The following is a 25,579-nucleotide window of genomic DNA, read 5'->3' on the forward strand; positions in this document are numbered from 1 at the left end:
AATGGAGTTCTATGTCGGGAACACCCGGGTGAAGGTCTCCTTCTGGTTCCTCTGGGCGCTCACCCTCTTTGTGCTGCTGGACCGCAGCTTCATCGTGCTGCCCCTCTTTGGCACCATCCTGCTGCATGAGGGGGTGCATCTGCTGGTGCTGCGCCTTTGCGGGGCGAAGGTTTGCGGGTGCGAGCTGCATCTTTACGGCGTGCGCCTCTCGTGCGACTTGTATACGCTCAGCCGTGCGCGGCGCGCGGCGGTGTATCTGAGCGCGCCGGTTTGCAACCTGCTGATAGGGGGAATCCTCTACCTCTATGACCCGATGATCATTTTCGGCGTCTACAACCTGGTGATCGGCGCTTATAACCTCATCCCCATCCCCCCGCTCGACGGCGGGAACGCCGCCAGGGCCCTTGGCCGCTCGCGCGCGGCGAAGGCCGCCTGTTCGCTTGTTTCTTTGCTCTGCCTCGGCGCCGCCTTCGCCGGGGCGATTTGGCTCGTGTGGGCCTATCACAACTGGACCCTGCTCGCCTGCGCGCTCTATCTGCTGGCGGTGCTGCTGAAGGGCGGGGAAGAGGCGCTCTGAACGCCTTGCTACGGCTCCGGGGCGGACGGGCTCTTGCGCGGCGCCGACCAATATTGTATAATTAGAAACTATGGAAGTAAAAGGCCTCTGCCGGCCTTGGAAAATGAGGTATCGTTTTGAACGAAGCTTTGGAGAAGAAAATCGAGCGCGCGCTGCGCCGGGTGCAAAAGCCCGCACGCTATATCGGCAGCGAGCTGCACAGCGTCATCAAGGACCCCGCGCAGGTGGCCATGCGGATCGCCTTCTGCTTCCCCGACCTGTATGAGGTCGGGATGTCCCACCTGGGGATGAAAATCCTCTACAGCCTCTATAACGCGCAGCCGGATATCTGGTGCGAACGCGCCTTCATGCCGGACACCGACATGGTCGAGCAGATGAAGGGGCTGGACATCCCCCTTTTCGCGCTCGAGAGCCGGGACCCGCTGCTGGGCTTCGATTTCGTGGCCTTTACGCTGCAATATGAAATGAGCTACACCACCATCCTGGCGATGCTCGATCTTGGCGGCATCCCGCTCTACGCCCGTGAGCGGGACGAGCGCCATCCCATCGTGATCGCGGGCGGGCCGTGCGCGTGCAACCCCGAGCCGGTCGCCGACTTTTTCGATCTGATCATCCTCGGGGAAGGGGAGGAGGTCAATCTCGAGCTGTGCGCGCTCTACCGCGAGGTGCAGGAGAGGCGGGAGTATCTGCGAAGGGCTTCGCAGATACCGGGGGTCTACGTGCCCTCCCTCTACGACGTGGAATATCACGGCGACGGCACCGTGCGCGCCGTCACCCCGCGCGAGGGCGCGCCGGCGACGGTCACCAAACGGATCATCCGGGACGTGGACAAGGTCTTCTATCCAAAGGAGTTCATCGTCCCCTTCATCAGCACGGTGCATGACCGGGCCATGCTCGAGGTGCTGCGCGGGTGTATCCGGGGCTGCCGCTTCTGCCAGGCGGGGTTCATCTACCGTCCGTTTAGGGAAAAGACGGCCGCGACCCTCGATGGGGATGCAAAGGCGCTGACCTCCTCGACCGGGTTTGAGGAGATCAGCCTGACCTCGCTCTCGACGAGCGATCTTGGCGAGATCGAGCCGCTGCTCGACAGCATGCTCGACTGGACCGAGCGCCAGAAAATCAACCTCTCGCTGCCCTCGCTGCGGATCGACACCTTTTCGCCCGGGCTGCTTGAGAAGATCGACCGGGTGCGCAAGAGCGGGCTGACCTTCGCCCCCGAGGCGGGCACCCAGCGCATGCGGGACGTGATCAACAAGAACATCGACGAGGAGGAGATTTTCTCCTCCTGCCGCACCGCCTTCGAGGGGGGCTATACCTCGGTCAAGCTCTATTTCATGATCGGCCTGCCGACCGAGACCGAGGAGGACCTGGGGGGGATCATCGACCTGAGCCAGCGGATCGTGGATCTTTACTACTCCCTGCCCACCAAGCCCAAGGGCAAGGCGGTCAATGTGACGGTGAGCGTTTCGAGCTTTGTGCCCAAGCCCTTTACCCCCTTTCAATATGAGCCGCAGGACACCACCGAGCAGCTGATCGCGAAGCAGCGCTTCCTGCGCGAGCAGATCAAGACCCGCAAGATCACCCTCAAGTGGCACAACAGCGACGTCAGCCACGTCGAGGGGATCCTGGCCAGAGGGGACCGCAGGCTGGCCCCCGTGTTGGTGGACGTCTACCGCCAGGGGCACTACCTCGAGAGCTGGGAGGACCGCTTCGGGGTGGGGGCGTGGCATGAGGCGATGGCCCGCGCGGGCCTCAGCGAGGCCTTCTATGCCAACCGCCAGAGGGGCTTTGACGAGCTCATGCCCTGGGACCATCTCGACTACGGGGTCACCAGAGAATTCTTGCAGCGGCAAAACGAGCTGGCCCACGCCGGGACCCCGACGCCCAACTGCCGCGCGCAGTGCGCGGGCTGCGGGGCGAACAAGCTGATAGGGGGGAGCTGCTTTTGATCGACATCCGGATATTTTATAAGAAGCGGGGCAGGATCAAGTATATCTCCCACCTCGATATGAACCGGCTCATGCAGCGCGCGCTCAAGCGCTCGGGGCTGCCGGTCTGGTATACCCAGGGCTTTAACCCGCACATGTACCTCACCTTCGCGCTGCCCCTTTCACTGGGGTTTGAGAGCGACTACGAAATCATGGACATCCGCCTGACCGAGGAGCTCCCGATGGAGGAGGTCGTCGCGCGGCTGGACGCTCAGATGCCCCCCGGCCTCACGGTCTTTAAGGCCGCGCCCCCGGAGATGGATGTTAAGGAGATCACCGACTGTATCTATGAGATCACGGCAGAGGTCCCCGGCGGCGCCAAAAAGGCGAAGGAACAGCTCGAGGCGCTGATGGCCGAGCCCACGCTGATGGTGGAAAAAAAGACCAAGCGCGGGGTCGCCACGGTGGACCTGCGCCCGAACGTGGAGCTTCTGCGCTGCGCCCCGCAGGGGGAGGATATCCTCGCGCTGCGGCTGCGCTGCACCAGCGGCAGTACGCTCAACATCAATCCCACCCTGCCCATAAACCTGTTCTGCGCGCGGTACGGCTACGAGCCCGAGGGGGTATCCTACCTGCGCGTACAGGTACTGGCCGGCGGGCGGGAATTTTGCTGAGAGAAACCAGAAATTTTTGGGGAAACTCCAAAAAATACCTTGCGCGGCTTTGAAAAGTGTGTTATTATAGTTAGGCATGTGAGATTCCGTTGCGCAGTTTTTCTGCGTAAAGGGGTTTAGTGCCTTGCCGATACCGGCAATGACATTAAAGCGGACAGTCCTCTGTCACCGGCGCAGACGGCCTTGTGCAAGGGGCCGGCGGTTCTGATAAGACCGTGTAAGTCGCCCGCCGCCGAAGGGTGCGGCCACCGTGTAGTGTGAGTATGAATGTCTGAATAATAAGGAGGAGCATTAAGAATGGATGCTTTGAAACTGATTGCACAGGACAGCTTAAAGAACGAGGTACCGGAGTTTCACGTCGGTGACACCGTCCGGGTCCAGGTAAAGATCAAGGAAGGCGAGCGCGAGAGACTGCAGGCCTTCGAGGGGACCGTTATCGCCCGCCAGCACGGCGGCATCAGCGAGACCTTCACCGTGCGCCGCGTGGCCCATGGCTGCGGCGTGGAGAGGGTTTTCCCGCTTCACTCCCCCAACGTGGATTCCATCCAGGTCATCCGCCACGGCAAGGTGCGCAGAAGCAAGCTGTACTACCTGCGGGACCGCGTCGGCAAGGCCGCCAAGGTCAAGGAGCAGATCCGCTAATTATAACAGCAGCCAGAAAGGGTCCATTCGGGCCCTTTTTGTTTTTGTATGGGCCGGGCGCCCGGATGTGCGTCCCCCTCAGGAAACAGAAGATTTTACCGGCGGGGAACTGTACAATTTGGCCCAAACGGTTTATAATAGTAAAATGGATTTTCTGTCACTTCAAGAGGATTGCCGAGGCGTCGGTCCTCGGGAAAGGAATGGTTATCAGCATGCAGAACAAAGAAGACGTTGCGGGGGGAACGAGCCTCGCGATTTTTGAATACCTGGAGATGCTCATCTTTGCCGCGGTGACGGTGGTACTGCTTTGCACCTTCGTTTTCCGCATGGTGCGCGTGGACGGCTGGTCGATGTTCCCGACCTTGACCGACGGCGACTTCCTGGTTTCCACCCACATGTTCTACGAACCCCAAAAGGGCGACATCGTGGTGATCACCAAGCCCAACGAGATTTCCTCCCCGCTGATCAAGCGGGTGATCGCCACCGGCGGGGACACGGTGGACATCGACTTTGACAGGGGCAAGGTCACCGTCAACGGGACCGAGCTCAAAGAGGACTATATCAACGACCTCACCCATTACCAGCCCCCGCAGGGCCTCGACTATCCGCTGACCGTGCCCGAGGGCGAGGTGTTCGCCATGGGGGACAACCGCAACGAGTCCTCGGACAGCCGGGATGCGCACATCGGCCTGATCGACACGCGCTACATCATGGGGAAGACCATCTTCCGTTTGCTGCCGGTGGATAACATCGGCCCGATCGGCCATTCGGCGGGCGGGACCTTCGCGGGAGTCTGATCGCGCCCACATACTCATTTTAGGATAAGGATGGCTTATATTATGGCACAGTCGCAGATACCCTCGATCCAGTGGTTCCCGGGGCATATGGCCAAGACCCGCCGCCTGATGAAGGACAGCCTTCGCCTGGTGGACGTGGTGGTCGAGCTCATCGACGCGCGCATCCCGCGCGCGAGCCGGAACCCCGAGCTGCATGCGATCATCGGCAACAAGCCCCACCTGGTGCTGCTCAACAAGGCGGACAGCGCCGATGAGCGGGTGACGGCGGAGTGGTGCGCCTATTTCAAAAATAAGGGGATCGTGGCGATCCCGACCGACTGCCGCAGCGGAAAGGGGCTTTCGCAGTTCACCGGCGCGGTGGAGGAGACGCTGCGCGAGCTGACCGAGCGCCGGCGCAAAAAGGGGATGCAGGGCTCCCCGATCCGGATGATGATCGTGGGGATCCCGAACGTGGGCAAGAGCTCGCTGATCAACCGCCTCTGCGGCACCCGGCGCGCCAAGGTGGAGGACCGCCCGGGCGTGACGCGGGGCAAGCAGTGGGTCAGCTTGCAAAACGGGATGGAGCTGCTGGATATGCCCGGCGTGCTCTGGCCGAAATTCGAGGACCAGGCGGTGGCCGAGCACCTGGCCTTTGTCGGCTCGATCAAGGACGACGTGCTGGATATCGAGCTGCTGGCCGTGCGGCTGCTCGAGCTGCTCGCAAGGGACTATCCGCAGCAGCTCTGCGAGCGCTACAAGCTCGAGCCCGGTTCCTTGGAGGGGGCGGACGGCTATACCCTGCTCGAGGCGGTGGGCCGCAAGCGCGGCATGCTCATGCCGGGCGGGGTGGTCAACACCGAGCGCGCGGCGATCATGCTGCTCGACGAATTCCGCGGCGGCGTGATGGGGAAAGTATCCCTCGAGCGGCCGTGACGCGGGGAGGAGGACGCTATGGCAAGCAGTACCAAGCCCGAGTTTGATCTCTACCAATATGAGCGGGAGGCCTACCGCACCGGCTTTCTGGCGGTGTGCGGGGTGGACGAGGCCGGGCGCGGCCCGCTGGCCGGGCCGGTCTACGCCGCGGCGGTCATCCTGCCCAAAGGTCTGGAAATAGAAGGGCTCAACGACTCGAAGAAGCTCAGCGAAAAGAAACGCGACGAGCTCTACGATATTATCTGCGCGCAGGCGGCCGCCTACTGTGTCGCCAGCGCCGACGAGCGGGAGATCGACAAATACAACATTCTGCAAGCCACCTTCCTGGCCATGCGCCGGGCGGTGGAGGGGCTCGGCGTTGCGCCCGACCTGGTGCTGGTGGACGGCAACCAGGACCCGCAGCTGCCCTGCGAGCATACTTTGACCATCGTCAAGGGGGACCAGCGCAGCGCCAGCATCGCGGCGGCCTCGATCTTGGCCAAGGTCAGCCGGGACCGGTATATGCTGCGGCTGGCGCAGGAGTACCCGCAGTATGAGCTGCAGCGTCATAAGGGCTATCCGACCAAGGCGCACTATGAGCGCCTGCGCCAGTTCGGGCCCGCCCCGATCCACCGGATGAGCTTTCTAAAGAAATTTTTCGAGGGTGAAAAGAAGGGATGACAGGTGGCAAACAGACCACGGGGATATAGGCGGGAACGCGGCCGGCTGGGCGAGGAATACACCCTGCGCTTTCTGGAGGACGACGGCTACCGGATCGTGGAGCGCAACTGGCACAACAGCTTCGGCGAGATCGACCTGATCGCCGAGAAGGACGGTTATCTCGCCTTTGTCGAGGTGCGCACCCGCACGGCGGGCTACCTCGTCGAACCGGTCAGCACGGTCAACAACCAAAAGCGCAAGCGGATCATCTTCGGCGCCCAGCAGTTCCTGGAGGAATATGACGTCGGCGGGCTGCAGCCCCGCTTCGACATCGCCGAGGTGATCCTCATGGAGGGCGCGCATTTCTCGGTCTGCGGCTTCCACTATTATCCCAACGCCTATACCATGGACGACATCACGCTGTTTTAAAAGGAGAGTGCTTCATGCGGGTATTCGACATGCACTGCGACACCCTGACCGTCTGCAAGAAAAAGGGGTGGGATCTGGATAACGAAAACTGCCAGCTGAGACTCGGGGACGCGGACGGCTTCGACAGCTACGTCCAGCTCTACGCGGTATTTATTCCGGACGAGGTGCGCGGGGAGCGCGCGCAATCCTTCTTTGGCACCCACCACGCCTATTACCGCCGCCAGCTCGAGCACCTCGGGCCGCGCCTTTACGACGTGCCCGACCTTGCTGCGCTGCAGAAGGCGCGGGACCGCCGCGGGATGTCCTCCATCCTGGCCGTCGAGGGCGGCTGCGTCTACGGCGGGGAGCTCGGGATGGTTGAGCAGGTGTATAACGCCGGGGTTCGCTCGGTGACCCTGACCTGGAACGGCAACAACGAGCTCGCCGGCGGGGTGATGGACGACGGGCGGCTGACCGACTTCGGCAAAGAGGCCGTCCATGAGATGGAGCGCCTCGGGATCGCGGTGGATGTCTCCCACCTCAACGATGAGAGCTTTTACGACGTGTTGGCGGCAACCGAAAAGCCGGTTTTCGCTTCGCACTCGAATTCCCGGGCCGTTTGTTCCCACCCGCGCAACCTGACCGACGATCAGTTCTGCCGGATCGCCGAGCGCGGCGGGGTGGTGGGGCTCAACTTCTATAACCAGTTTATCGCCGATGGCGGCGAGGGGGCGACGTTCGATCAGATGCTCGCCCACCTGGACCATCTGCTGCAGCTCGGCGGGGAGAATGTGCTCGCGCTGGGCAGCGACTACGACGGGGCGGACATCGAGGAGATCATCGACCGGCCGCGCAAGCTCAAAAATTTCTACCAGGCCCTGCTGGACAATGGCTTTGGGCGGGAGCTGGCGGACAAGATTTTTTACTGGAACGCCTACGGCTATTTCGAGCGCCTGCTTGCGGGCGAGCTTTGATTCGTTAGATGCAACACTCCCGGGAAAGGAATGATGATGATGAACTACATCAGTACGCGCGACAAGAAGGCGGTGCGTACCGCCAGCGGCGCGATCCTGCAGGGGCTGTCCGCCGAGGGAGGGCTGTTCGTGCCCGAAACGGTCCCCACGCTCAGCGACGAGGAGCTTTCCCGCTGCTGCGCGCTGGACTACTGCGCGCGCGCAAGGCTGGTGCTCGGCAAATTCCTCGGGGATTTCAGCGGAGAAGAAATTTTCGACTGCGTCAGCGGCGCCTATACCGGCGGACGTTTTGAAAACGACCTGCCCGCGCCGATCTCCAAACTGGATGACAGCACCTATGTGCTCGAGCTCTGGCACGGGCCGACCTGCGCCTTCAAGGATATGGCGCTGCAGATTCTGCCCCGGCTGCTGAGCGTGTCGGCGAAAAAGAACCGGCAGGAGGGCGAGGTGGTCATCCTGGTGGCGACCTCGGGGGACACCGGGAAGGCCGCGCTCGAGGGCTTTCGCGACGTGCCCGGCACCAGGATCCTGGTCTTCTATCCCGAGGACGGGGTCAGCGAGATCCAGAAGCTGCAGATGCGCACCCAGGAGGGGGAGAACGTCGGCGTCTGCGCGGTGCGGGGCAATTTCGACGACTGCCAGAGCGGGGTGAAGGAAATCTTCACCGACCCCTCTCTCGCGCAGCGGCTGGAACGCGCGGGGAAGCGCTTCTCGAGCGCCAACTCGATCAACTGGGGCCGCCTGCTGCCGCAGATCGTCTACTACGTCAGCGCCTACTGCGACCTGGTGCAAAACGAGGAGATCGCCCTGGGGGACGAGATCAACGTGGCGGTGCCCACCGGGAACTTCGGGAATATCCTGGCGGCCTACTACGCCAAGCGCATGGGGGTGCCGATCGGGAAGCTGATCTGCGCGTCCAACCGCAACAACGTGCTGACCGACTTCTTCGCTAGCGGCGTGTACGACCGCAACCGCGACTTCTTCGCCACCCTGTCCCCCTCGATGGATATTCTGATCTCCTCCAACCTCGAGCGGCTCCTTTTCGAGCTCGGCGGGCGGGACGGGGAGCAGGTGCGCGCGCTGATGGCCGCGCTGCAAAGCGAGGGGCGCTATACGGTGCCGCCGCAAATGAAGGCGCGCATGCAGGACGAATTTTTCGCCGGCTGCTGCAGTGATGAGAAAACCAAGGCGACCATCCGCTCGGTTTTCGAGCAGTACTGCTACCTGATTGACACCCACACGGCGGTGGCCTTCGACGTCTGTGAGCAGTACCGCCGCAGCATCCCGGACGAGCGCAAGACGCTGATTGTCTCCACCGCCTCGGCCTATAAGTTCGCGGACAGCGTCTGCGGGGCGCTGGGGCTCGAGGCAGAGGGGGAGGACCTCTTCGCCCCGGCCGACGCGCTCTGCCGCCATACCGGCGTTGCCGTGCCGCAGCCGATCGCGGCGCTGCGCGGGAAGACGGTGCGTTTTTCGCGCTCCTGTGAGCGCGGCGGCATGGCCGGCTTTGTCTGTGAAACGCTCGGCATTTAATTTTATGTACACGCTTTCTGGGTGCTATGCACCCAGAAAGCGGGCATTCCCGGCGCATTGCGCCGGGAATGCGGCTCGACCGTGCCGGTCAAGCGGCGCACGCCGGCATCCAGGGCCGGGTGCGGGTTTTGGGTGAGAGGTAAAAAGGCTACTCGGCCGGCTTGAAGGTGGCGCAGGCGGTGTCCGCGGCGCAGCAGGCGTGCTGCGGGGCGACGCGGATCTCCTCGGCGGTGCAGCAATGCGCATCGTTATACTTGCAGTTCTTCACTTCGCACTTGATTCCCGGCAGGTAGTTCTGGGGACGCTGTTCCATCAAAAACACTCCTTTTCCTTTTTGCCTAGAAAGATGTCCGCGTCCATACTCAGCCGCGGCTGGATAGGGACGCAAAGGGGACATATCCGTTATCTGGCGGCAGGAGCCGCATTGTTTAGTATTTGTACCGGGGGCGCCGGATATGCGCCGCGTTTCCCGGGTTTTACAGGGGGCTTTATGGCGATATACACGATTGGGGACCTGCATCTTTCCCTGGGCGCCGACAAGGCGATGGACATCTTTCCCGGCTGGGAAAATTACGTCGCCCGCATTGAGGAAAACTGGAAAAACACCGTGCGGGAAGAGGACACCGTGGTGCTGGCGGGGGACATTTCTTGGGGAATGAGCCTGCAGCAGGCGCTGCGCGATTTTCAGTTCATCGACGCGCTGCCGGGGAAGAAGCTGCTGCTCAAGGGCAACCACGACTATTGGTGGACCACCAGGGCAAAGATGGAGGCCTTTTTTGAGGAAAACGGGATTCGCTCGCTTTCCTTTTTGCACAACAGCGCCAGCCTCGTCGAGGGGCTGTGGCTGTGCGGCTCGCGCGGATGGATTTTTGAAAACGGGCAGGAGCACGACCGCAAGATTACGGCCCGCGAGGCGACCCGGCTCGAGCTCTCGCTAAAATCGGCCGAAGGGGACCAAGGCGAGCGGGTGGCCTTTTTGCACTATCCGCCCCTCTACGGCAACGAAACCAGCGCCGAAATCCTCGACGTGCTGCGCCGCTATGAAGTGCGCCGGTGCTACTATGGGCACATCCACTCCGCCGGCTGCGCCTGGGCGCTGGAAGGGGAGCACCTGGGGATCACGTTCAAGCTGATCTCGGCGGATTATCTGCGCTTTTGCCCCCATCTGGTCCCGCTAAGCGGCAAATAGCCTGCAAAACCCTGCATGTTTTCTGAATTTTTAGAAAAAAAGGCTGGCAAACGGCGCGGGGATATGCTAAACTAGATAAGATAGTTCCGGGTCTGTTTGCGCCTTGGCGAAAAAAGACCTTTTGGGGATAGTAAAAAATAATCTTGTACAGATTATAAATGGTATACACAGGAGGAAAGAGGTAATGGAACTTACTTCGTCAAAAAAAATCGAGACCAACAAATATGAGCTCGAGGTCAAGGTCGGCGCCGAGGAGTTTGCCCCCGCCGTGGACCGTGCCTTCAAGAAGCGCGCGCCCAAGCTCAATGTGCCGGGCTTCCGCCGCGGCAAGGCGCCCCGTTCGATCGTCATGAAGATGTTCGGCGAGGGGATGTTCTATGAGGATGCGGTCAACGAGCTGTACCCCAAGGCGTATGAGGACGCCGTCGAGGCGGCGAAGCTCGAGCCGGTGGCCTACCCCGAGATTGAAATCACCGCGGTGGATAAGGATGGGTTCACCTTCAAGGCTGTTGTCATCAACAAGCCGGAAGTGAAAATCAGCGGCTACAAGGGCATAAAAGCGCCGAAAGCCGTCAAGACTGTCAGCGACGACGAGGTTGCCGACGAGCTCGAGCGTCAGCGCAAGCGGGGCGCGCGCATCCTCACGGTCGAGGACCGCGCCGCCAAAGAGGGCGACACCGTGGTGATCGACTTCGAGGGCTTTGTCGACGGCGTCGCCTTCGAGGGCGGCAAGGGCGAAAACTACAGCCTCAAGCTCGGCAGCGGGCAGTTCATCCCCGGCTTCGAGGACCAGGTCGCCGGGCACAGTGTGAACGAGGAGTTCGACGTGAATGTGACCTTCCCCGAGGAGTACCAGGATGATCTAAAGGGCAAGGACGCCACCTTCAAGGTGAAGCTGCATGAGATCAAGGAAGAGCAGCTGCCCCAGCTCGACGACGAGTTCGCCAAGGACGTCAGCGAGTTCGATACCCTCGAAGAGCTGAAAAAGGACACCAAGGAGAAGCTGCAGAAGGCGGCCGACGAGCGCGCGCAGGAGGAGTTCGAGGACAAGGTCATCGACCAGGTGGTCGAGCAGCTCGAGGGTGAAATCCCCGACGAGATGGTCGCCGCCAGGATGGACGACATGATGCGCGAGTACGAGTACCGCCTCAAGAGCCAGGGCATCCCGATGGAGATGTACCTGCAGTATATGGGCCAGACGAGCGAGACCTTCCGCGAGTCCTTCCGCGACGGCGCCCTGCGCCGGGTAAAGATTTCGCTGGCGCTCGAAAAGATCGCCGAGCTCGAGAAGATCGAGCCGAATGCCGAGGAGATCGAGGCGGAGTATCAGAAGCTCGCCGAGCAGTACAAGAAGGAAGCCGACGAGATCAAAAAGATGATCGGTGAAAAAGACATCATCCACGACGTGGCGGTGACCAAGGCCATCGACCTCATCCGCGACAGCGCGATCCCGGTGGAAGAGGCCGAGGCGGCCGATGAAAAGCCCCAGAAGAAGGCGGCGAAGAAGGCTTCCAAGGACGACGAGGGCGAGGCGCCCAAGAAGACCACCCGTAAGAAGACCGCCAAGAAGGCGGACGAGGAGAATGCGTAACGCCACACGTTAAGCGTAACGTGTATTTGTTTGAGGGAAGCGCTTTCCGGGAAGGCAATCGGCGGCAACAATTATTTTAAGGATTAGGGGTGTATTGTTATGAGCTTAGTGCCGATGGTCATTGAACAGACCAACCGCGGCGAAAGGTCATACGACATTTTTTCCAGACTTCTCAACGACCGGATCGTGATGCTCTGCGAAGAGGTCAACGATGCGAGCGCCAGCATTGTGGTGGCGCAGCTGCTGTACCTGGAGGGCCAGGACCCGGATAAGGACATCAACCTGTACATCAACAGCCCGGGCGGGTCGGTCACGGCCGGCATGGCGATCTACGATACGATGAACTACGTCAAGTGCGACGTGTCCACCACCTGTATCGGCATGGCCGCCTCGATGGGCTCCTTCCTGCTGACGGCCGGGGCCAAGGGCAAGCGGTTTGCGCTGCCCAACAGCGAGATCATGATTCACCAGCCCATGGGCGGCTTCCAGGGGCAGGCGAGCGACGTCAAGATCCACGCTGAGAGGCTGATCAACATGCGCCGCAAGCTCAATCAGATGCTTTCCGACGCGACCGGACAGCCGCTCGAGGTCATCGAGCGGGACACCGAGCGGGATAATTTCATGACCGCCGAGGAGGCCGTAACGTACGGCCTGATCGACAAGGTCATGGTCAAGCGTGCCTGACGAATCAAAAACGAGTACCTGCAGGAAGCGGCCGCAAGGGCGCTTCCTGTTCCTCGTTTGTCTGGGGAAAATCAGCTTCCCCGCAACCCTGTTTTAATTGGAGGAAACACGATGCCGAACAACGACAAGACCGGGCAGAGGATGATGCGCTGCTCCTTCTGCGGGAAGACGCAGGCCGAGGTCGCGCGGATGATCGCGGGGCCGGGGGTCTTCATCTGCAACGAGTGCGTCGAGCTGTGCCTGGGGATCCTCGAGGAGGACGACGACTACGCCGACGCGCGCGCGCGCGAAGACGAAAAGGCCCAGGAGCCCGAGGAGATCGTCATCCAAAAGCCCGCCGAGATCAAGGCGGCGCTCGACGAATACGTCATCGGGCAGGATCGGGCCAAGGTGGCCCTGTCGGTGGCGGTCTACAACCACTATAAGCGGATTTTCCTGGGCGGCCAGGACGACGTGGAGCTGGGCAAGAGCAACGTGCTGCTGCTCGGGCCGACGGGCGTGGGCAAGACCATGCTCGCCCAGACGCTGGCGCGCACCCTCAACGTGCCCTTCGCCATCGCCGACGCGACCACCCTCACCGAGGCGGGGTATGTGGGCGAGGATGTGGAAAACATCCTGCTGCGCCTGATCCAGGCCGCCGATTACGACGTGGAGCGCGCCCAGCGCGGGATCATCTACGTCGACGAGATCGATAAGATTTCCCGCAAGAGCGAGAACGCTTCGATCACCCGCGACGTCAGCGGCGAAGGGGTGCAGCAGGCGCTGCTCAAAATCCTGGAGGGGACCGTCGCCAACGTCCCGCCCACCGGCGGGCGCAAGCATCCGCAGCAGGAATTCATCCAGATCGACACCACCAACATCCTTTTCATCTGCGGCGGCGCCTTCGACGGGATTGAAAAGAACATCGAGCGCCGGGTCGCCCAGAAGTCGCTGGGCTTCGGCGGCACGGTGGTGGACAGCCGCTCCAGGGAGCGCGACGAGCTGGTGCGCCAGGTGGTTCCGGCGGACCTGGTCAAATACGGGCTGATCCCCGAGCTGGTCGGGCGCATGCCGGTCATCGCCACGCTCGAGGACCTGGACGAGGAGGCGCTGGTCAAGATCCTCACCAAGCCCAAGAACGCGATGGTCAAGCAGTATAAAAAGCTCCTCAAGCTCGACGGGATCGAGCTCAAATTCCAGGAGAAGGCCCTGCGCGAGGTCGCCAAGGCCGCCATCCAGCGCAAGACGGGCGCCAGAGGGCTGCGTGGGATCATGGAGGGCGTGCTGGGCGAAATTATGTTTAACGCCCCCAGCGATCCGACCATTTCCCAGATCACCATCACCCCCGAGGCGGTGCTCGGCACCGGCAAGCCCAAGGTGGTCAAGAGCGAGACGATCATCCGCTCGAACAAGCTGACGGTCAGCAAGGAGAAGCTCGAGGAGAAGGAGAGCGCCAGCTGACGGGGTGCGTGTCATTTCTACAAAACGGCACTTGCTCCTGATCCCCTTTTATTCTACGTGACAATTTTTATGACAGGCGCGGCCACTTTGGCTGCGCCTGTTAATTTACCATTATCTGTAAAATATTTTGCATCAATTCCCGGAAACGCCCGGAAATCTTGTCAAGGGGAAGCGGGAAGGCTATAATAGGATGAAAACGTTCGCATGGCGTCTTGCCAACCTTTGCTTCGCATGGTGAGACGGGCGTTTTCCTTAAAATATTTGCCGGCGCGAAGCGGCAAAAGGGATGATTTTTATGAGAGCGAGCGGGATTCTGCTCCCCATCTTTTCGCTCCCCTCGCCGTATGGGATCGGCACGCTGGGGAAGGAAGCGCACCGGTTTGTGGATTTTCTTTCGGCGGCCGGGCAAAAATATTGGCAGATCCTGCCCCTGGGGCCGACGAGCTACGGCGACTCGCCCTATCAGTCCTTCTCCACCTTTGCGGGGAACCCGTATTTCATCGACCTCGAGCTGCTGGTGCGCGACGGGCTGCTCACAAGAGAGGAGTGCGCGGCCTGCGACTTTGGGAGCGACCCCGGGCGGGTGGATTACAAGGCGCTCTTCGACGGGCGGTTCGGACTGCTCCGTAAGGCCTACGAGCGGGGATTTCTGCGCGAGCGGGAGCAGGTGGCCGCCTTCGAGCAGGAGAACGCGCACTGGCTGCCCGACTACGCGCTCTTCATGGCGCTCAAGTACCGCTTCGACCAGGTGCCGGTGCAGGAGTGGGAGGCGGACATCCGCTCCCGCGAGCCCGCGGCGCTCGAGTATTGGCGCCGGGAGCTGCAAGGGGAGGTCGAGTTCTGGACCTACCTGCAGTACCTTTTCTTTCGCCAGTGGCGCGCGCTCAAGGGCTATGCCAACCGCAGGGGGATTAAGATCATCGGGGACATCCCGATCTATGTGGCGCTGGACAGCGCCGACGTCTGGGCGAATCCGCAGCTCTTCTCGCTCCACCGGGATCTCACCCCGGTGGAGGTGGCGGGCTGCCCGCCCGACGCTTTCTCAAAGACCGGCCAGCTCTGGGGCAACCCGCTCTATGACTGGGAGGCGCTGGGAGCGCAGGGCTATGGCTGGTGGATCGAGCGGGTGCGCGCCGTCTGCTCGGTTCACGACGTGGTGCGGATCGATCACTTCCGCGGCTTCGAGAGCTACTACGCCATCCCCGCCGCCGACGGGACGGCCGAGCACGGCATCTGGCACAAGGGGCCGGGGATCGCCCTCTTCGAGGCGATCCGCCAGAGCCTGGGCGAGCAGGCGATCATCGCCGAGGACCTGGGGCTGCTCACCGAGGCGGTGCGCGAGCTGCTGCGCCAAAGCGGCTATCCTGGCATGAAGGTGCTTCAGTTCGCGTTCGATCCGAAGGGGGACAGCGACTACCTGCCCCACAACTTCGAGAAAAACTGCGTGGTCTACACCGGCACCCACGACAACGACACGGTGCGCGGCTGGTTTGAGACCTCCCCGACGGAGCAGGTGCGCTTTTGTAAGAGATACCTGCACTTGGACCACCGGGAGGGCTATACGCGCGGCTTCATCCGCGCGGGGATCGCTTCGAGCGCCAACCTCTGCGTGACCCAGATGCAGGACTGGCTGGGGACCGGCAGCGAAGGGCGGATCAACATCCCCTCCACCCTGGGGGGGAACTGGTGCTGGCGGCTGCAAAAAGGGGAGCTCAGCGCCGCCCTGGCACGGGAAATCCGGGCGATGACGCGGCTTTACGGAAGATAGTTTCGGCAACAACAAATCCCCACGAAAGGAATGGATATTATAATGCTGGATCATTTTGATCAGGAAGGCTTTTTGCAGGCGCTGCGGCAGAACCTGCACCGGGAATACCGCTGCGAGATCGAGGAGGCGGCGCCTTGGCAGCTGCACGAGGCGCTGGGCGAGGCGGTGATGGAGCAGCTCTATTCCGACTGGCGGGCGAGCCTGCAAAAACGGGATCAGGTCCGCCGGGCCGGATATCTGTCGGCCGAATTTTTGGTCGGCCGGGCGGTCTATAACAACCTGCTCTGCCTGGGAGTCCTCGACGAGGTGGCCGGGCTGCTCGCGCAGGCGGGCGCGGATATCGGGGCTTTCGAGGAGATCGAGGACGCGGCCCTGGGCAACGGCGGCCTCGGGCGGCTGGCGGCCTGCTTCCTGGACAGCGCCGCCACGCTGGACCTGCCGCTGGACGGGTACGGGATCCGCTACCGCTACGGGCTCTTCCGCCAGCGGCTCGTGGACGGGTACCAGAAGGAGGCCGCCGACGACTGGACCCGCTTCGGCGACCCGTGGAGCGTGAGAAGACAGCAGGATACGGTGCAGGTGACGCTGGGGGACCAGGTGGTCAACGCCGTGCCCTACGATATGCCCATCCTGGGCTGGGGCACCGACAATGTGGGCACGCTGCGCCTGTGGCAGGCCGAACCGGTGGAGGAGTTCGACTTCACCCTCTTTAACGACCAGCACTACGACGAGGCGGTGCGCTGCAAAAATAAAGCGGAGGACATTTCCCGGGTGCTCTATCCCAACGACAGCACCCGCGAGGGCAAGCTGCTGCGCCTGGGGCAGCAGTACTTCTTCTGCAGCGCCTCGCTGCAGAGCATGCTGCGCGATTACGTCCGCGCGCACGGGGAGAATTATCATGACTTCGGCAAGTGGTATGCCTTGCAGCTCAACGACACTCATCCGGTCATCGCCATCCCCGAGCTTATCCGGCTGCTGATGGAGCGCTCGCTCGACTTCCTCTCCGCCCTTGCGGTGGCGCAGGAGACCTTTTCCTACACCAACCACACCGTCATGCCCGAGGCGATGGAGAGCTGGGAGTGCTCCCTTTTGCGGGAAACCTGCCCGCAGGTGCTCGCCGTCATCGAGATGATCGACGAGCACCGCGCCCGCGACCTGGCGGGGCGGGGGCTCTCCCCGATGGCGGCGGCGCGCTACCGGATCATCCGCGGCGGCTATGTGCAGATGGCCAATTTGGCCGTCTACGTCGGGCATACCGTCAACGGGGTGGCACAGCTCCACACCGAAATCCTCAAAGAGACGGTGCTCCACGACTGGTACAAACTTTTCCCCGAGCGCTTCCAGAACAAGACCAACGGGATCACCCAGCGGCGCTGGCTGCGGCTGTGCAATCCCGAGCTTTCCGCGCTGATCACCCGGCTGCTCGGGGACGAGGCGTGGGTGCGTGACCTTGAGCGGCTGAAAGAGCTGGAGCGCTATGCGCAGGACGAGGGCGTGATGCGCGAGTTCGTGGACATCAAGCGGGAGAAGAAGCGCCAGCTGGCAGGCTTCATCGAGTGGCAGGAGGGGATACGCCTGGACGAAAACTTCCTTTTCGACATCCAGGTCAAGCGCCTGCACGAATATAAGCGGCAGCTCTTAAACGCCCTGTCCATCCTGGACATCTACTATGGCCTTAAGGAAGGGCGGATTCAGGACTTCACCCCCACCGCCTTTATTTTCGGCGCCAAGGCGGCGCCCGGCTATGTGCGCGCCAAGGCGATCATCCACTTTATCTGCGAGATCGCCAAAATGATCGACGGCGACCCCGAGATGGACGGGAAGCTGAAGGTCGTTTTCGTGCAAAACTACAACGTCTCCTATGCCGAGCGCCTGATCCCGGCCGCCGACGTATCCGAGCAGATATCCACCGCCGGGACCGAGGCCAGCGGCACCGGGAACATGAAGTTCATGTTAAACGGCGCGGTGACCCTCGGCACCTACGACGGGGCGAACGTCGAGATCGTAAAGGCCGCGGGGGAGGAAAACAACTATATCTTCGGCGCGCGGGTCGAGCAGCTCGACGAGATCCGGGACAGCTACGACCCCAAGCGCATCTACGAGGAGCAGCCGCGCATTCGGCGGGTGCTGGACACCCTGATCGACGGCACCTTTTCGGACAGCGGGAACGGGGAGTTCGCCGAGCTGCACCGCTCGATTCTGGAGGGGGCCAGCTGGCACCGGGCGGACAACTACTTCTTGCTGCGCGACTTTTTGGACTATCAGGAAAAGAAGCTGGCGGCCAACCGCGACTACCGCGACAGGCTGGCCTTTAGCCGCCGCTGCTGGTATAATCTCTGCAACGCCGGGCGCTTTTCGTCGGACCGGACCATCCGCGAATACGCCAGGGATATTTGGAAGATCGAACCGGTCAAGTAAGAAAGAGGCCCCGCAAGTTTGCGGGGCGCTTTTTACTGTCATGGATTGAGGATGATACAAAAACGCATGGGAAGAGATGCCGTGAGGGACGAACTGGTTAATTCGCCGTTTGGCCCGACGACACATATGACATAGCTTCGCGGGGAACGAATCCATCTGTAGCCGGTACTTCCGAACACCGTCTTGACCGCACTGTAATTGCTTGCCGTTACGCCGTTATTTATAAAATGGCTGAACTGTTTTGTCTCTGTATATGCATCGGTGGAGTTGCTCGGCCTGCTGCTTCCATATATTTCGCAAGCGCTCGGTAACCAGGCATAGTCCCCTACATATTTATGCGCAGAGAGCTTTTCCTTTTGTGCGGCCGTCAAACCGTTATAAAAATTGGCGCACTGGGTCCGTACCAAACTGCTGCTATAAGTGTTCAAACTGCCGTATTTTCCAGTGTAATAGTCGAAATTTGACAGCAAAACAACAGAACCGGAATTGCCGCCATACGGACTTCCATCATCGTCGACGACCCACCAGCTTTTGCCGCCCCAGGTTACCGTTTTTCCTTCGTCCATTGCGTTGCCGCTGTCGTCTATAATGACCGGTTTTTGTACGGTCACAGACATGGTCTGGTAGAAGCCGGTGTTCCCCTGTGCCTGGGCGTAAATATTGGCGGTTCCCGCGCCGACGCCGTAAACGGTAATGGTCCCGTTGTTTGCCGTCGACCCGGCGCTCACCGTTGCGACCGCCGGGTTGTCGCTCCACCAGTTGATATTGGTGTTCAACGCGTTCCATGGGCTGACGGCCGCATTGACAGTGGTGTTCTCTCCCACTTTAAAAGTCGCTGCCGTCTTGCCTATGACGATACCGGTCGGGCCCTGGTCGGTCACGGTGACGGTGTAGGGGGCGCTCGTCACACCGTCCGCCGTGGCGGTGAAGGTGGCACTGCCCGCCGCGGTGGCGGTCACCAGCCCGGAAGCGTTGATGTTGATGCTGGCGCTGCCGCCTGTTTTGGCCCAGGTGACAGTTTTCAGAGTGGCATTCTCCGGCTCGACAGAGGCGGAAAGCTGGGAAGTGGGACTGAGATTGTCGCTGGTGCGCACCAGGTTGTTGTTCCCGCTGACTGTCACCGAGGTGACAGCGATCCTGTCCTTGACCGTGATGGCGCAGTTGGCGCTCTTCCCGCCCACCGTCGCGGTGACGGTCGTGCTCCCCGGCGCAACCGCGCTCACCAGTCCGGTCTGGTTGACCGTCGCGGCGGCCGGGTTGCTGCTGCTCCAGACCGGGGCGGCGCTGGGCGTTACCGTTGCGCTCAGCTGCACCGTCTACGGCGAACCCTGAGTATAGAGGGTATAGCTGTTGGGACTGACACGGACGCTTCCAATGGTCACCACCGTGACGATGCAGCTCGCCTTGTACTGCGCCGTGTCCGGCGCCCCCTTGATATGGGCGGTGATGGTCGTGCTGCCCGCCGTTTTGCCGCTGGCGGCGATGGTGGCGCTGTGCCCGTCCGCAGAGACTGTCATCGCGGCGGCGCCGGGATCGCTGTTCGTCCATTCCAGCTCGTCGCTGGATGCCCCGCCCGTCAGGGCGGCCGAGAGGGTAAACTGCGTCTCGGACGCTGTGCCGCCGGTGAAGAGGGTATAGGCGGTGTGGCTCAGCGACACCCCCGTCACCGCCGAGACGTTGACCGTGCAGGCGGCCTTCACTTTCCCGCCGTAGACGCTGGCGGTGACGGTGGCCGTCCCGCCGGTGTGGGCGGTGACGAGGCCGGTCGCGTCCACCGACGCGACGGCCTCGTTGCTGCTTATCCAGAGGACCTGTTCGGCGTAATTGTTCGCCTTCATGTAGGGGTGGCCGGTCGGGCCGGTACTGCTTGTGCTGCCATTCTTGCTGGCGGCCAACTGAACCGACTGCCGCCCCTGGGCGTTGTTCGTCTGCAGATAGAGGGTTTTCCCGGTCGCGTCGGTATCCCCGCTCCTGATCGTCAGGCTCTTGATCGCGTTGTAGGTCATCACCGTTTCCTTCACCCCGGCCGCGTGGAAGCCGGGGGCGCTGCTTTGGGAGGTCACGGTGATGGTGAAGTCGGTGTCCTCCTGGGGCGGGGAAGCAAACGGGATCTTATAATCCCAGCCCGCCCCCTGCCGCACGCCATAGAGGGCCTCGCCGCCGCCCGCCGGGGCGGCGGCGACGGTGAAGCCGGTGATCAGGTCCGGATTGTTGTTGCTGACGTGAAGGCTGATCGCCTCGGTCTGCACATTCGCCGCGAAGAGCGCCGCCCGGGCCGTTCTCCCCCCGGGGGCCGGGACGGGTTCATATTCTATTTCCGTCCCGCCGGAGACTCCCCCCGACTCTCCGACGGTGGCGGCCAAGGCCGGGCTTGCTAAGCTCAGCGAGAAGAGGATGGCAAAGATGGCGGCGGCAATCCGGCGCGAAGGAATCCTCACGCAGGCTCACCTGCCTCGCGGCCCTGGGTGATTTCGCCGATGACGAAATCGTCGAGCGGCTCCTTCTCACTCTCACCCACGCTTATCCCCCCTCGGAGAGTTAGGGGGTCCATGGGGGGATGATTCCCCCCGTGAGGTGGGCCGCCGGCGTCAGCCGGCAATGGCGTTTCCGTAGAAACGCCGCCCACCATAAATTCAGCCCCGGTGATGATCCCCTCCCGGAGCAGACCGGCGTAATGCTCCCGCGCCCCGCTGTCTTCCAACGTGAAGCCGCCCAATACGGCAAGTGCCAGCGCGGCCAAGATGATAGCTGACAGCTTTCTTTTCATGCTTTCGTCCCCTTTAGAAAGACCGCTAGTAATAACTTCTTGGGGCCAAAACTTTCGCGGGATACTGCTTAAAACCTCCAAATCCCCTTGCATTTTTCACCAAAACAGGATATACTTAGAAATGAATGGAAGAGCTTGGAGATTTTCTTCTGATTTTACGCAAAAAACGCACAATCAAGACCGCAAGCAGTTATTGCTTGCGGTCTTTTTCTAATATACCGTGTACCGCTTCTGCCGCCGGATTCGCCATCCGGCGGCTTTTTCTTATCCTGATTCTCATTTTCCTCCCTGCCGGGCCCTGTTTTTAGAATATGGTGCATAACTCTACAAAGTTTTCTCCTTCGCTTCGACCGCTCCCTTTTCCCGCGCGGCTTATAATGAAGGTTGTAATCCATTTTTAGGGGAAAAAGCGTGATTGTTTATGTAGATGTGCTTATCGTGCTAAACTTCATTGTCAATTACCTGCTCCTGCTGCTTTCAGCCCGCTTATGCGGCAGGGGGGTAAAGCTCTCCCGCCTGCGGATCACCCTGGCGGCCCTGATCGGGGCGGCGGGGTCGCTCATCATCTTTCTGCCACAGATGGGCGCGGCGGCGAACATCCTTTTTAAGCTCGCCTTCTCTTCCTTGCTCGCGGCGGTTTCGGGCGGCTATAAAGATGGGCGCGGCTACATAAAGCGGCTCTTTATGCTGCTTGCGACCAGCTTCGTCTTCGCGGGATTCATGCTCTTTATCACCCTGCTCTCGGGCGGGCGAAGCGGGTTCTATTACAATGGGGTCTGCTATTTCAATGTCTCCGGGGTCGGGCTGCTGATCTGCTGCGCGCTGGTCTACGGGATCGTCACCGCCTATCAGCGGCTGATCAGCAGGGGGGCGCTGGCGGTAAAGGAGCTGCCGGTGACCATCGTTAACGACGGGAAAGAGCTGTGCTGCACCGGCGTGGTGGACAGCCAGAACAACCTCTGCGACGCCTTCAGCGGCACGCCGGTGGTGATCGGCTCCTACTGCCTGCTCTCGCCCATCCTGCCCGACGGCTTCTGGCCGGCGGCGCAGACGGGGCAAGGGTGCGCGGGCCTGCGGCTGATTCCCTGCGCCACCGTGGCGGGACAGGACCTGCTGCCGGCCTTTCGGCCGGAACATATGCTGCTTGATCTGGGGGAAGGCCCCCTCATGGTGCAGGACGTTTACATTGCGGTTTCCAAGGAGCTCGACGGCGTCCCCGGGCAGCAGCTGCTGCTCAATCGCGCCCTGACGGGGAAGAGGGTACAGACAAAAATGAGAGAAAAGGCGGTGCACAAATGCTGACAATGGTGACGAGCGCTCCGTGCCGGTTGCTGCAGCGGCTGCTGAAAGCGCTGGGGCTTCTCGACACGGTCCATTATATCAACGGGCCGGAGGTGTTGCCCGCTCCGCTTTCCAAGGCGGAGGAGGAGAAGGTCTTCATCGAACTGAGCGCGGGGGAGAGCACGGCGCGCAAGACGCTGATCGTACATAACCTGCGGCTGGTGGTATACATCGCCAAGAAATTTGAGTCCAGCGGGGTCGGGGTGGAGGATTTGATCTCGATCGGCACCATCGGGCTGATCAAGGCGGTGAACACCTTCTCGCCCGAGCGCAACATCAAGCTGGCCACCTATGCCAGCCGCTGCATCGAAAACGAGATTTTGATGTATCTGCGCAAGTTCCAAAACCAGAAAAACGAAATTTCCATCGACGAGCCGCTCAATATCGACTGGGACGGCAACGAGCTGCTCCTCTCGGACATTTTGGGGACCGAAAATGACAGCGTGAACAAGAACATCGAGCACGACGCGGAGAAGAGCATGCTCCTTTCGGCGGTGGAGCACCTGGGCGAGCGGGAGCGCCACATCATGCAGCTGCGTTTCGGCCTGCTCGACGGCAAGGAGCGTACCCAGAAGGAGGTCGCGGACATCATCGGGATTTCCCAGTCCTACATCTCGCGGCTGGAAAAGCGGATCATCAAGCGGCTCAAAAAAGAGCTGGAGCGGCTGATATGACCCTGCGCGAGCTACGCCCGGGCCAGAGCGGGGTCGTCGTCGCCATGCGTTGCGAGGGCGCCCTGCGCCGCCGTCTGCTCGACATGGGACTGACGAGGGGAACATTGGTGCGCCTGCTGCGCATAGCGCCGCTCGGGGACCCGCTCGAGATCGCCCTGATGGGGTACGAGCTTTCGCTGCGCCGGGCGGATGCGGGAAAGATCGAAATCGAGCTTATTTCTGAATGAATACTATTTTGTCCTTGCCCGGCATAGGGATGTGGGGGAAAGCCCCGCGCCCTGCGCCGGGTTTTTCGCGTGAAGATGACAGCGAAAAGAGGACAAACCGATGGAAAAGAAAGCGGCGCTCGTAGGAAATCCGAACTGCGGAAAGACGACCCTGTTTAACCTCCTGACCGGGCAGCGGCAGTATGTGGGCAACTGGGCCGGGGTCACGGTGGACAAAAAGGAGGGCCGGCTCTCCCTTGGCCGGCTGAAAGTCAGGCTTACCGACCTGCCGGGGATCTATTCCCTATCCCCCTATTCCCTCGAGGAGAGGGTGGCGCTGGGGTTTTTGCTGGACGAGCGTCCGGACGTGGTCATCAACATCGTGGACGCCGGGAACCTCGAGCGCAACCTCTACCTCACGGTGCAGCTCATGGAGCTCGGGCTCCCGATGGTGGTCGCGCTCAATATGGTGGACGAGGTCGAGAGCCGGGGCGGCCGGGTGGACCATGCGCTGCTGCAGCGCCGTCTGGGGGTGCCGGTGCTGCCCATCTCGGCGCGCCGGGGCGAAGGGGTGCAGGAGCTCGTCGAGCTCGCCGGAGAGCTCTGCCAAAGGAAGGTGAGGCTGCTGCCCCGTGTGCGCTACGACCGCGAGACGGCGGGGGCGCTCGAGGAGATCGCGGGGCTGATCACCCGCCAGGTGCCGGAAAAACGGCTATGCGCCTTCTTCGCCGCCAGGCTTCTCGAGGGCGACACACAGACCGCCGCGCGGCTGCATCTCGGCGATGGTCTCCTCGCAAAGGCAAAGGCGGCCGCGGCGCGCTACCACCCCGAGCCCCAGCAGCGCCAGTCCCGCCTGGCCGACGCGCGCTGGCGGCTGATCCGCGCGGGGGCGGCGGGAGTGGTCCGCTACCCCCGGCGGGAGAAGGGGCCGGGGCTCACCCAGCGCCTGGACCGCATTCTCATCAGCCGCGTGTGGGGCCTGCCGTTTTTTTTGCTCATCTTCTTCTGCATGTTTTCCATCACCTTCGGGCCGCTGGGCAATATGCTAAAGACCCTGCTCGAGGGGCTGATCGGGAGGCTCGGCGGATTTTTCGGCGGGCTGCTCGCGCAGAGCGGCGCGCCGGACTGGACCTACAGCCTGCTGCTGGACGCGGTGATCGGCGGGGTGGGCGGGGTGCTCGCCTTCCTGCCGCAGATCATGCTGCTCTTTTTCTGCCTGTCTATTTTGGAGGACAGCGGCTACATGGCCCGCGCGGCCTTTTTGATGGACCGGCTGCTGCAGGGGCTGGGGCTGACGGGGAAGTGCTTCATCCCCATGCTGATGGGCTTCGGCTGCACCACCCCGGCGGTGATGGCCGCGCGGGGGATGGGGGACGAGCGTGAGCGGCGGCTCACCGTCCTGCTCATCCCCTTCATGTCCTGCTCGGCGCGGCTGCCGATCTACGCCCTTTTCGCCGGGGTGTTTTTTAAGGGGCACGAGAATGTGGCGGTGCTGGGGATGTACCTGCTGGGGCTGGCGGTGGCGGTTCTGTGCGGGCTGCTGCTGCGGCATACCCTCTTTCGCGGGCCGGGGCGTCCCTTCGTGATGGAGCTGCCGCCCTACCGGCTGCCTACCCTGGGCGGGACGCTGCGGCACATGTGGCAAAAATGCGTGGGCTTCCTCACCAAAGCGGGTACAATCATCTTTTCGATGAACGTGGTCATCTGGCTGCTGCAAAGCTTCACCCCCTCGCTGCAATACACCGTGCAGCCCGAGCAGAGCCTTTTTGGCGCCCTGGGCCGGGCGCTCGCGCCGCTGTTCGCCCCATTGGGCTTCGGGGAATGGCAGGCGGCGGTGGCGCTGCTCTCGGGGCTGATCGCCAAGGAATCGGTGGTGGCGACTTTTGGGGTGCTCTTCGGCGGGCAGGGAGGTCTGACCGCCGCGATCTCCGCCCACTTTACCCCGCAAAGCGGCCTGGCCTTCATGGTGTTTTCGCTGCTCTACATGCCCTGCATTTCGGCGTTTGTCGCCATCAGCCGGGAGCTTGGGAGCCTGCGCGCGGCGCTCTCGGCGGCGCTGCTGCAGTGCTCGGTGGCCTATCTGGTGTCCTTTGCCGCCTACCGGGTGGGCGGGATGTTTTTGGGAGGTGCGGTATGCTGATCCTGATTTTGACCCTCTGCGTCTTTTTGGTGCTGATCGGGCTGCTCCTGTTTTTGGAAAACCTTGCGCGTATGCTGCGCGGACGCTGCTGCGAAGGATGCCGCGGCTGCCCCCAGCGGGGGCGGTGCAGCGTCGGGGAAGGGGAGGAAAAAATCGGAGATAAAAAACGGCGGCGGTGAAAACTCCCGGGAGCCATCCATAGGGTTCCGGGAGTTTTCCCGGTTTTCTTCGGCAAAAACAGGGCTTTTTTCCCATTAACAGAACGGTGATTTTATGT

The 25,579-nt window shown here is 61.8% G+C and carries 25 protein-coding genes and 1 pseudogene; 21 read left to right on the top strand and 5 right to left on the bottom strand.

The annotated features are described in order from the left end of the window. The first annotated feature begins 1 nt into the window (after position 1). From B5477_RS03405 to thrC, 10 genes are all read left to right on the top strand, one after another. Positions 2–577: a zinc metalloprotease gene (locus B5477_RS03405; RefSeq protein WP_079698399.1), complete on the top strand. Its 576-nt coding sequence runs from the start codon at positions 2–4 to the stop codon at positions 575–577. A gap of 116 nt (positions 578–693) precedes the next feature. Then, positions 694–2,526 (top strand): TIGR03960 family B12-binding radical SAM protein, encoded by a 1,833-nt coding sequence (locus B5477_RS03410; RefSeq protein WP_242942109.1) that lies wholly within the window; start codon positions 694–696, stop codon positions 2,524–2,526. Then, positions 2,523–3,179: a TIGR03936 family radical SAM-associated protein gene (locus tag B5477_RS03415; protein WP_159448912.1), complete on the top strand. Its 657-nt coding sequence runs from the start codon at positions 2,523–2,525 to the stop codon at positions 3,177–3,179. Before B5477_RS03410 ends, B5477_RS03415 begins: the two co-directional genes overlap by 4 nt. Positions 3,180–3,476: 297 nt before the next feature. Further along, complete coding sequence (rplS, locus tag B5477_RS03420; protein ID WP_079698400.1) at positions 3,477–3,821, top strand: 50S ribosomal protein L19; 345 nt, start codon at positions 3,477–3,479, stop codon at positions 3,819–3,821. A gap of 212 nt (positions 3,822–4,033) precedes the next feature. Beyond that, positions 4,034–4,618: a signal peptidase I gene (gene lepB, locus B5477_RS03425; RefSeq protein ID WP_117507924.1), complete on the top strand. Its 585-nt coding sequence runs from the start codon at positions 4,034–4,036 to the stop codon at positions 4,616–4,618. A gap of 42 nt (positions 4,619–4,660) precedes the next feature. After that, positions 4,661–5,530, top strand: a complete 870-nt coding sequence (gene ylqF, locus B5477_RS03430; RefSeq protein WP_079698402.1) for a ribosome biogenesis GTPase YlqF — start codon at positions 4,661–4,663, stop codon at positions 5,528–5,530. An 18-nt stretch (positions 5,531–5,548) separates the two neighbouring features. Further along, positions 5,549–6,190, top strand: a complete 642-nt coding sequence (locus tag B5477_RS03435; RefSeq protein WP_079698403.1) for a ribonuclease HII — start codon at positions 5,549–5,551, stop codon at positions 6,188–6,190. Between the two features lie 3 nt (positions 6,191–6,193). Continuing rightward, complete coding sequence (locus tag B5477_RS03440) at positions 6,194–6,598, top strand: YraN family protein (protein WP_079698404.1); 405 nt, start codon at positions 6,194–6,196, stop codon at positions 6,596–6,598. Positions 6,599–6,612: 14 nt separating this feature from the next. Beyond that, positions 6,613–7,551: a dipeptidase gene (locus B5477_RS03445; protein ID WP_079698405.1), complete on the top strand. Its 939-nt coding sequence runs from the start codon at positions 6,613–6,615 to the stop codon at positions 7,549–7,551. Between the two features lie 39 nt (positions 7,552–7,590). After that, positions 7,591–9,084: a threonine synthase gene (gene thrC / locus B5477_RS03450; protein ID WP_079698474.1), complete on the top strand. Its 1,494-nt coding sequence runs from the start codon at positions 7,591–7,593 to the stop codon at positions 9,082–9,084. Between the two features lie 148 nt (positions 9,085–9,232). Here thrC and B5477_RS14795 read toward each other — a convergent pair whose 3' ends face one another. After that, complete coding sequence (locus B5477_RS14795) at positions 9,233–9,397, bottom strand: DUF1540 domain-containing protein (RefSeq protein WP_117507923.1); 165 nt, start codon at positions 9,395–9,397, stop codon at positions 9,233–9,235. Positions 9,398–9,574: 177 nt separating this feature from the next. Here B5477_RS14795 and B5477_RS03460 point away from each other — a divergent pair, with 177 nt between their 5' ends. The 6 genes from B5477_RS03460 (at position 9,575) to B5477_RS03485 (ending at position 18,174) form a co-directional block, all read left to right on the top strand. Continuing rightward, positions 9,575–10,273 carry a metallophosphoesterase gene (locus tag B5477_RS03460; protein WP_079698475.1) on the top strand — a complete coding sequence of 233 codons (699 nt, stop codon included), beginning with the start codon at positions 9,575–9,577 and terminating at the stop codon, positions 10,271–10,273. A 184-nt stretch (positions 10,274–10,457) separates the two neighbouring features. After that, the gene (tig, locus tag B5477_RS03465; RefSeq protein ID WP_079698407.1) at positions 10,458–11,864 is read left to right on the top strand and encodes a trigger factor; all 1,407 of its coding nucleotides are present in this window, start codon (positions 10,458–10,460) and stop codon (positions 11,862–11,864) included. 99 nt (positions 11,865–11,963) lie between these two features. Further along, positions 11,964–12,548 (top strand): ATP-dependent Clp endopeptidase proteolytic subunit ClpP, encoded by a 585-nt coding sequence (gene clpP / locus B5477_RS03470; protein ID WP_079698408.1) that lies wholly within the window; start codon positions 11,964–11,966, stop codon positions 12,546–12,548. A gap of 111 nt (positions 12,549–12,659) precedes the next feature. Continuing rightward, positions 12,660–13,988 (top strand): ATP-dependent Clp protease ATP-binding subunit ClpX, encoded by a 1,329-nt coding sequence (clpX, locus tag B5477_RS03475; protein ID WP_079698409.1) that lies wholly within the window; start codon positions 12,660–12,662, stop codon positions 13,986–13,988. A gap of 295 nt (positions 13,989–14,283) precedes the next feature. Next, positions 14,284–15,756: a 4-alpha-glucanotransferase gene (gene malQ, locus B5477_RS03480; protein WP_079698410.1), complete on the top strand. Its 1,473-nt coding sequence runs from the start codon at positions 14,284–14,286 to the stop codon at positions 15,754–15,756. Between the two features lie 42 nt (positions 15,757–15,798). Then, entirely contained in the window at positions 15,799–18,174 is a 2,376-nt protein-coding gene (locus tag B5477_RS03485) for a glycogen/starch/alpha-glucan phosphorylase (protein WP_117507920.1), read from the top strand. Positions 18,175–18,212: 38 nt separating this feature from the next. Here B5477_RS03485 and B5477_RS03490 read toward each other — a convergent pair whose 3' ends face one another. From B5477_RS03490 to B5477_RS03500, 4 genes and pseudogenes are all read right to left on the bottom strand, one after another. Then, positions 18,213–19,268, bottom strand: a complete 1,056-nt coding sequence (locus B5477_RS03490; protein ID WP_242942110.1) for an Ig-like domain-containing protein — start codon at positions 19,266–19,268, stop codon at positions 18,213–18,215. Between the two features lie 105 nt (positions 19,269–19,373). Next, positions 19,374–19,487, bottom strand: a pseudogene (locus B5477_RS15460) (Ig-like domain-containing protein); the annotation flags it as partial. 3 nt (positions 19,488–19,490) lie between these two features. Further along, positions 19,491–20,612, bottom strand: coding sequence for an Ig-like domain-containing protein (locus B5477_RS03495; RefSeq protein WP_079698413.1), 1,122 nt, complete (start codon positions 20,610–20,612; stop codon positions 19,491–19,493). Continuing rightward, complete coding sequence (locus tag B5477_RS03500) at positions 20,609–20,941, bottom strand: hypothetical protein (RefSeq protein ID WP_079698414.1); 333 nt, start codon at positions 20,939–20,941, stop codon at positions 20,609–20,611. Before B5477_RS03500 ends, B5477_RS03495 begins: the two co-directional genes overlap by 4 nt. Positions 20,942–21,352: 411 nt before the next feature. Between B5477_RS03500 and B5477_RS03505 the strand changes: the two genes are divergently transcribed. The 5 genes from B5477_RS03505 to B5477_RS03525 all read left to right on the top strand — a co-directional run bounded on the left by B5477_RS03505 (position 21,353) and on the right by B5477_RS03525 (position 25,481). Further along, positions 21,353–22,243 carry a sigma-E processing peptidase SpoIIGA gene (locus B5477_RS03505; RefSeq protein ID WP_159448913.1) on the top strand — a complete coding sequence of 297 codons (891 nt, stop codon included), beginning with the start codon at positions 21,353–21,355 and terminating at the stop codon, positions 22,241–22,243. A 2-nt stretch (positions 22,244–22,245) separates the two neighbouring features. Next, positions 22,246–22,956, top strand: coding sequence for an RNA polymerase sporulation sigma factor SigE (sigE, locus tag B5477_RS03510; protein WP_242942115.1), 711 nt, complete (start codon positions 22,246–22,248; stop codon positions 22,954–22,956). After that, positions 22,953–23,183 carry a FeoA family protein gene (locus B5477_RS03515; protein WP_079698417.1) on the top strand — a complete coding sequence of 77 codons (231 nt, stop codon included), beginning with the start codon at positions 22,953–22,955 and terminating at the stop codon, positions 23,181–23,183. The genes sigE and B5477_RS03515 overlap by 4 nt, the downstream gene beginning before the upstream one ends. A 100-nt stretch (positions 23,184–23,283) precedes the next feature. Then, on the top strand, positions 23,284–25,302 hold the full coding sequence (gene feoB / locus B5477_RS03520) for a ferrous iron transport protein B (RefSeq protein ID WP_079698418.1): 2,019 nt from the start codon (positions 23,284–23,286) through the stop codon (positions 25,300–25,302). Beyond that, entirely contained in the window at positions 25,296–25,481 is a 186-nt protein-coding gene (locus tag B5477_RS03525; protein WP_079698419.1) for a hypothetical protein, read from the top strand. The genes feoB and B5477_RS03525 overlap by 7 nt, the downstream gene beginning before the upstream one ends. Positions 25,482–25,579 lie beyond the last annotated feature (98 nt).

Origin of the sequence: Provencibacterium massiliense (assembly GCF_900169495.1) — a bacterium.
In the GTDB taxonomy this organism is placed as follows: domain Bacteria; phylum Bacillota; class Clostridia; order Oscillospirales; family Ruminococcaceae; genus Harryflintia; species Harryflintia acetispora.

What these genes read in the sequence shown, in the direction of transcription:
- B5477_RS03500 (WP_079698414.1), bottom strand. Translation starts at nt 20,941, where the DNA reads ATGAAAAGAAAGCTGTCAGCTATCATCTTGGCCGCGCTGGCACTTGCC.
- B5477_RS14795 (WP_117507923.1), bottom strand. Translation starts at nt 9,397, where the DNA reads ATGGAACAGCGTCCCCAGAACTACCTGCCGGGAATCAAGTGCGAAGTG.
- rplS (WP_079698400.1), top strand. Translation starts at nt 3,477, where the DNA reads ATGGATGCTTTGAAACTGATTGCACAGGACAGCTTAAAGAACGAGGTA.
- ylqF (WP_079698402.1), top strand. Translation starts at nt 4,661, where the DNA reads ATGGCACAGTCGCAGATACCCTCGATCCAGTGGTTCCCGGGGCATATG.
- B5477_RS03460 (WP_079698475.1), top strand. Translation starts at nt 9,575, where the DNA reads ATGGCGATATACACGATTGGGGACCTGCATCTTTCCCTGGGCGCCGAC.
- malQ (WP_079698410.1), top strand. Translation starts at nt 14,284, where the DNA reads ATGAGAGCGAGCGGGATTCTGCTCCCCATCTTTTCGCTCCCCTCGCCG.
- B5477_RS03445 (WP_079698405.1), top strand. Translation starts at nt 6,613, where the DNA reads ATGCGGGTATTCGACATGCACTGCGACACCCTGACCGTCTGCAAGAAA.
- feoB (WP_079698418.1), top strand. Translation starts at nt 23,284, where the DNA reads ATGGAAAAGAAAGCGGCGCTCGTAGGAAATCCGAACTGCGGAAAGACG.
- thrC (WP_079698474.1), top strand. Translation starts at nt 7,591, where the DNA reads ATGAACTACATCAGTACGCGCGACAAGAAGGCGGTGCGTACCGCCAGC.
- tig (WP_079698407.1), top strand. Translation starts at nt 10,458, where the DNA reads ATGGAACTTACTTCGTCAAAAAAAATCGAGACCAACAAATATGAGCTC.
- B5477_RS03405 (WP_079698399.1), top strand. Translation starts at nt 2, where the DNA reads ATGGAGTTCTATGTCGGGAACACCCGGGTGAAGGTCTCCTTCTGGTTC.
- B5477_RS03525 (WP_079698419.1), top strand. Translation starts at nt 25,296, where the DNA reads ATGCTGATCCTGATTTTGACCCTCTGCGTCTTTTTGGTGCTGATCGGG.
- clpP (WP_079698408.1), top strand. Translation starts at nt 11,964, where the DNA reads ATGAGCTTAGTGCCGATGGTCATTGAACAGACCAACCGCGGCGAAAGG.
- lepB (WP_117507924.1), top strand. Translation starts at nt 4,034, where the DNA reads ATGCAGAACAAAGAAGACGTTGCGGGGGGAACGAGCCTCGCGATTTTT.
- B5477_RS03515 (WP_079698417.1), top strand. Translation starts at nt 22,953, where the DNA reads ATGACCCTGCGCGAGCTACGCCCGGGCCAGAGCGGGGTCGTCGTCGCC.
- B5477_RS03435 (WP_079698403.1), top strand. Translation starts at nt 5,549, where the DNA reads ATGGCAAGCAGTACCAAGCCCGAGTTTGATCTCTACCAATATGAGCGG.
- clpX (WP_079698409.1), top strand. Translation starts at nt 12,660, where the DNA reads ATGCCGAACAACGACAAGACCGGGCAGAGGATGATGCGCTGCTCCTTC.
- B5477_RS03485 (WP_117507920.1), top strand. Translation starts at nt 15,799, where the DNA reads ATGCTGGATCATTTTGATCAGGAAGGCTTTTTGCAGGCGCTGCGGCAG.
- sigE (WP_242942115.1), top strand. Translation starts at nt 22,246, where the DNA reads ATGGTGACGAGCGCTCCGTGCCGGTTGCTGCAGCGGCTGCTGAAAGCG.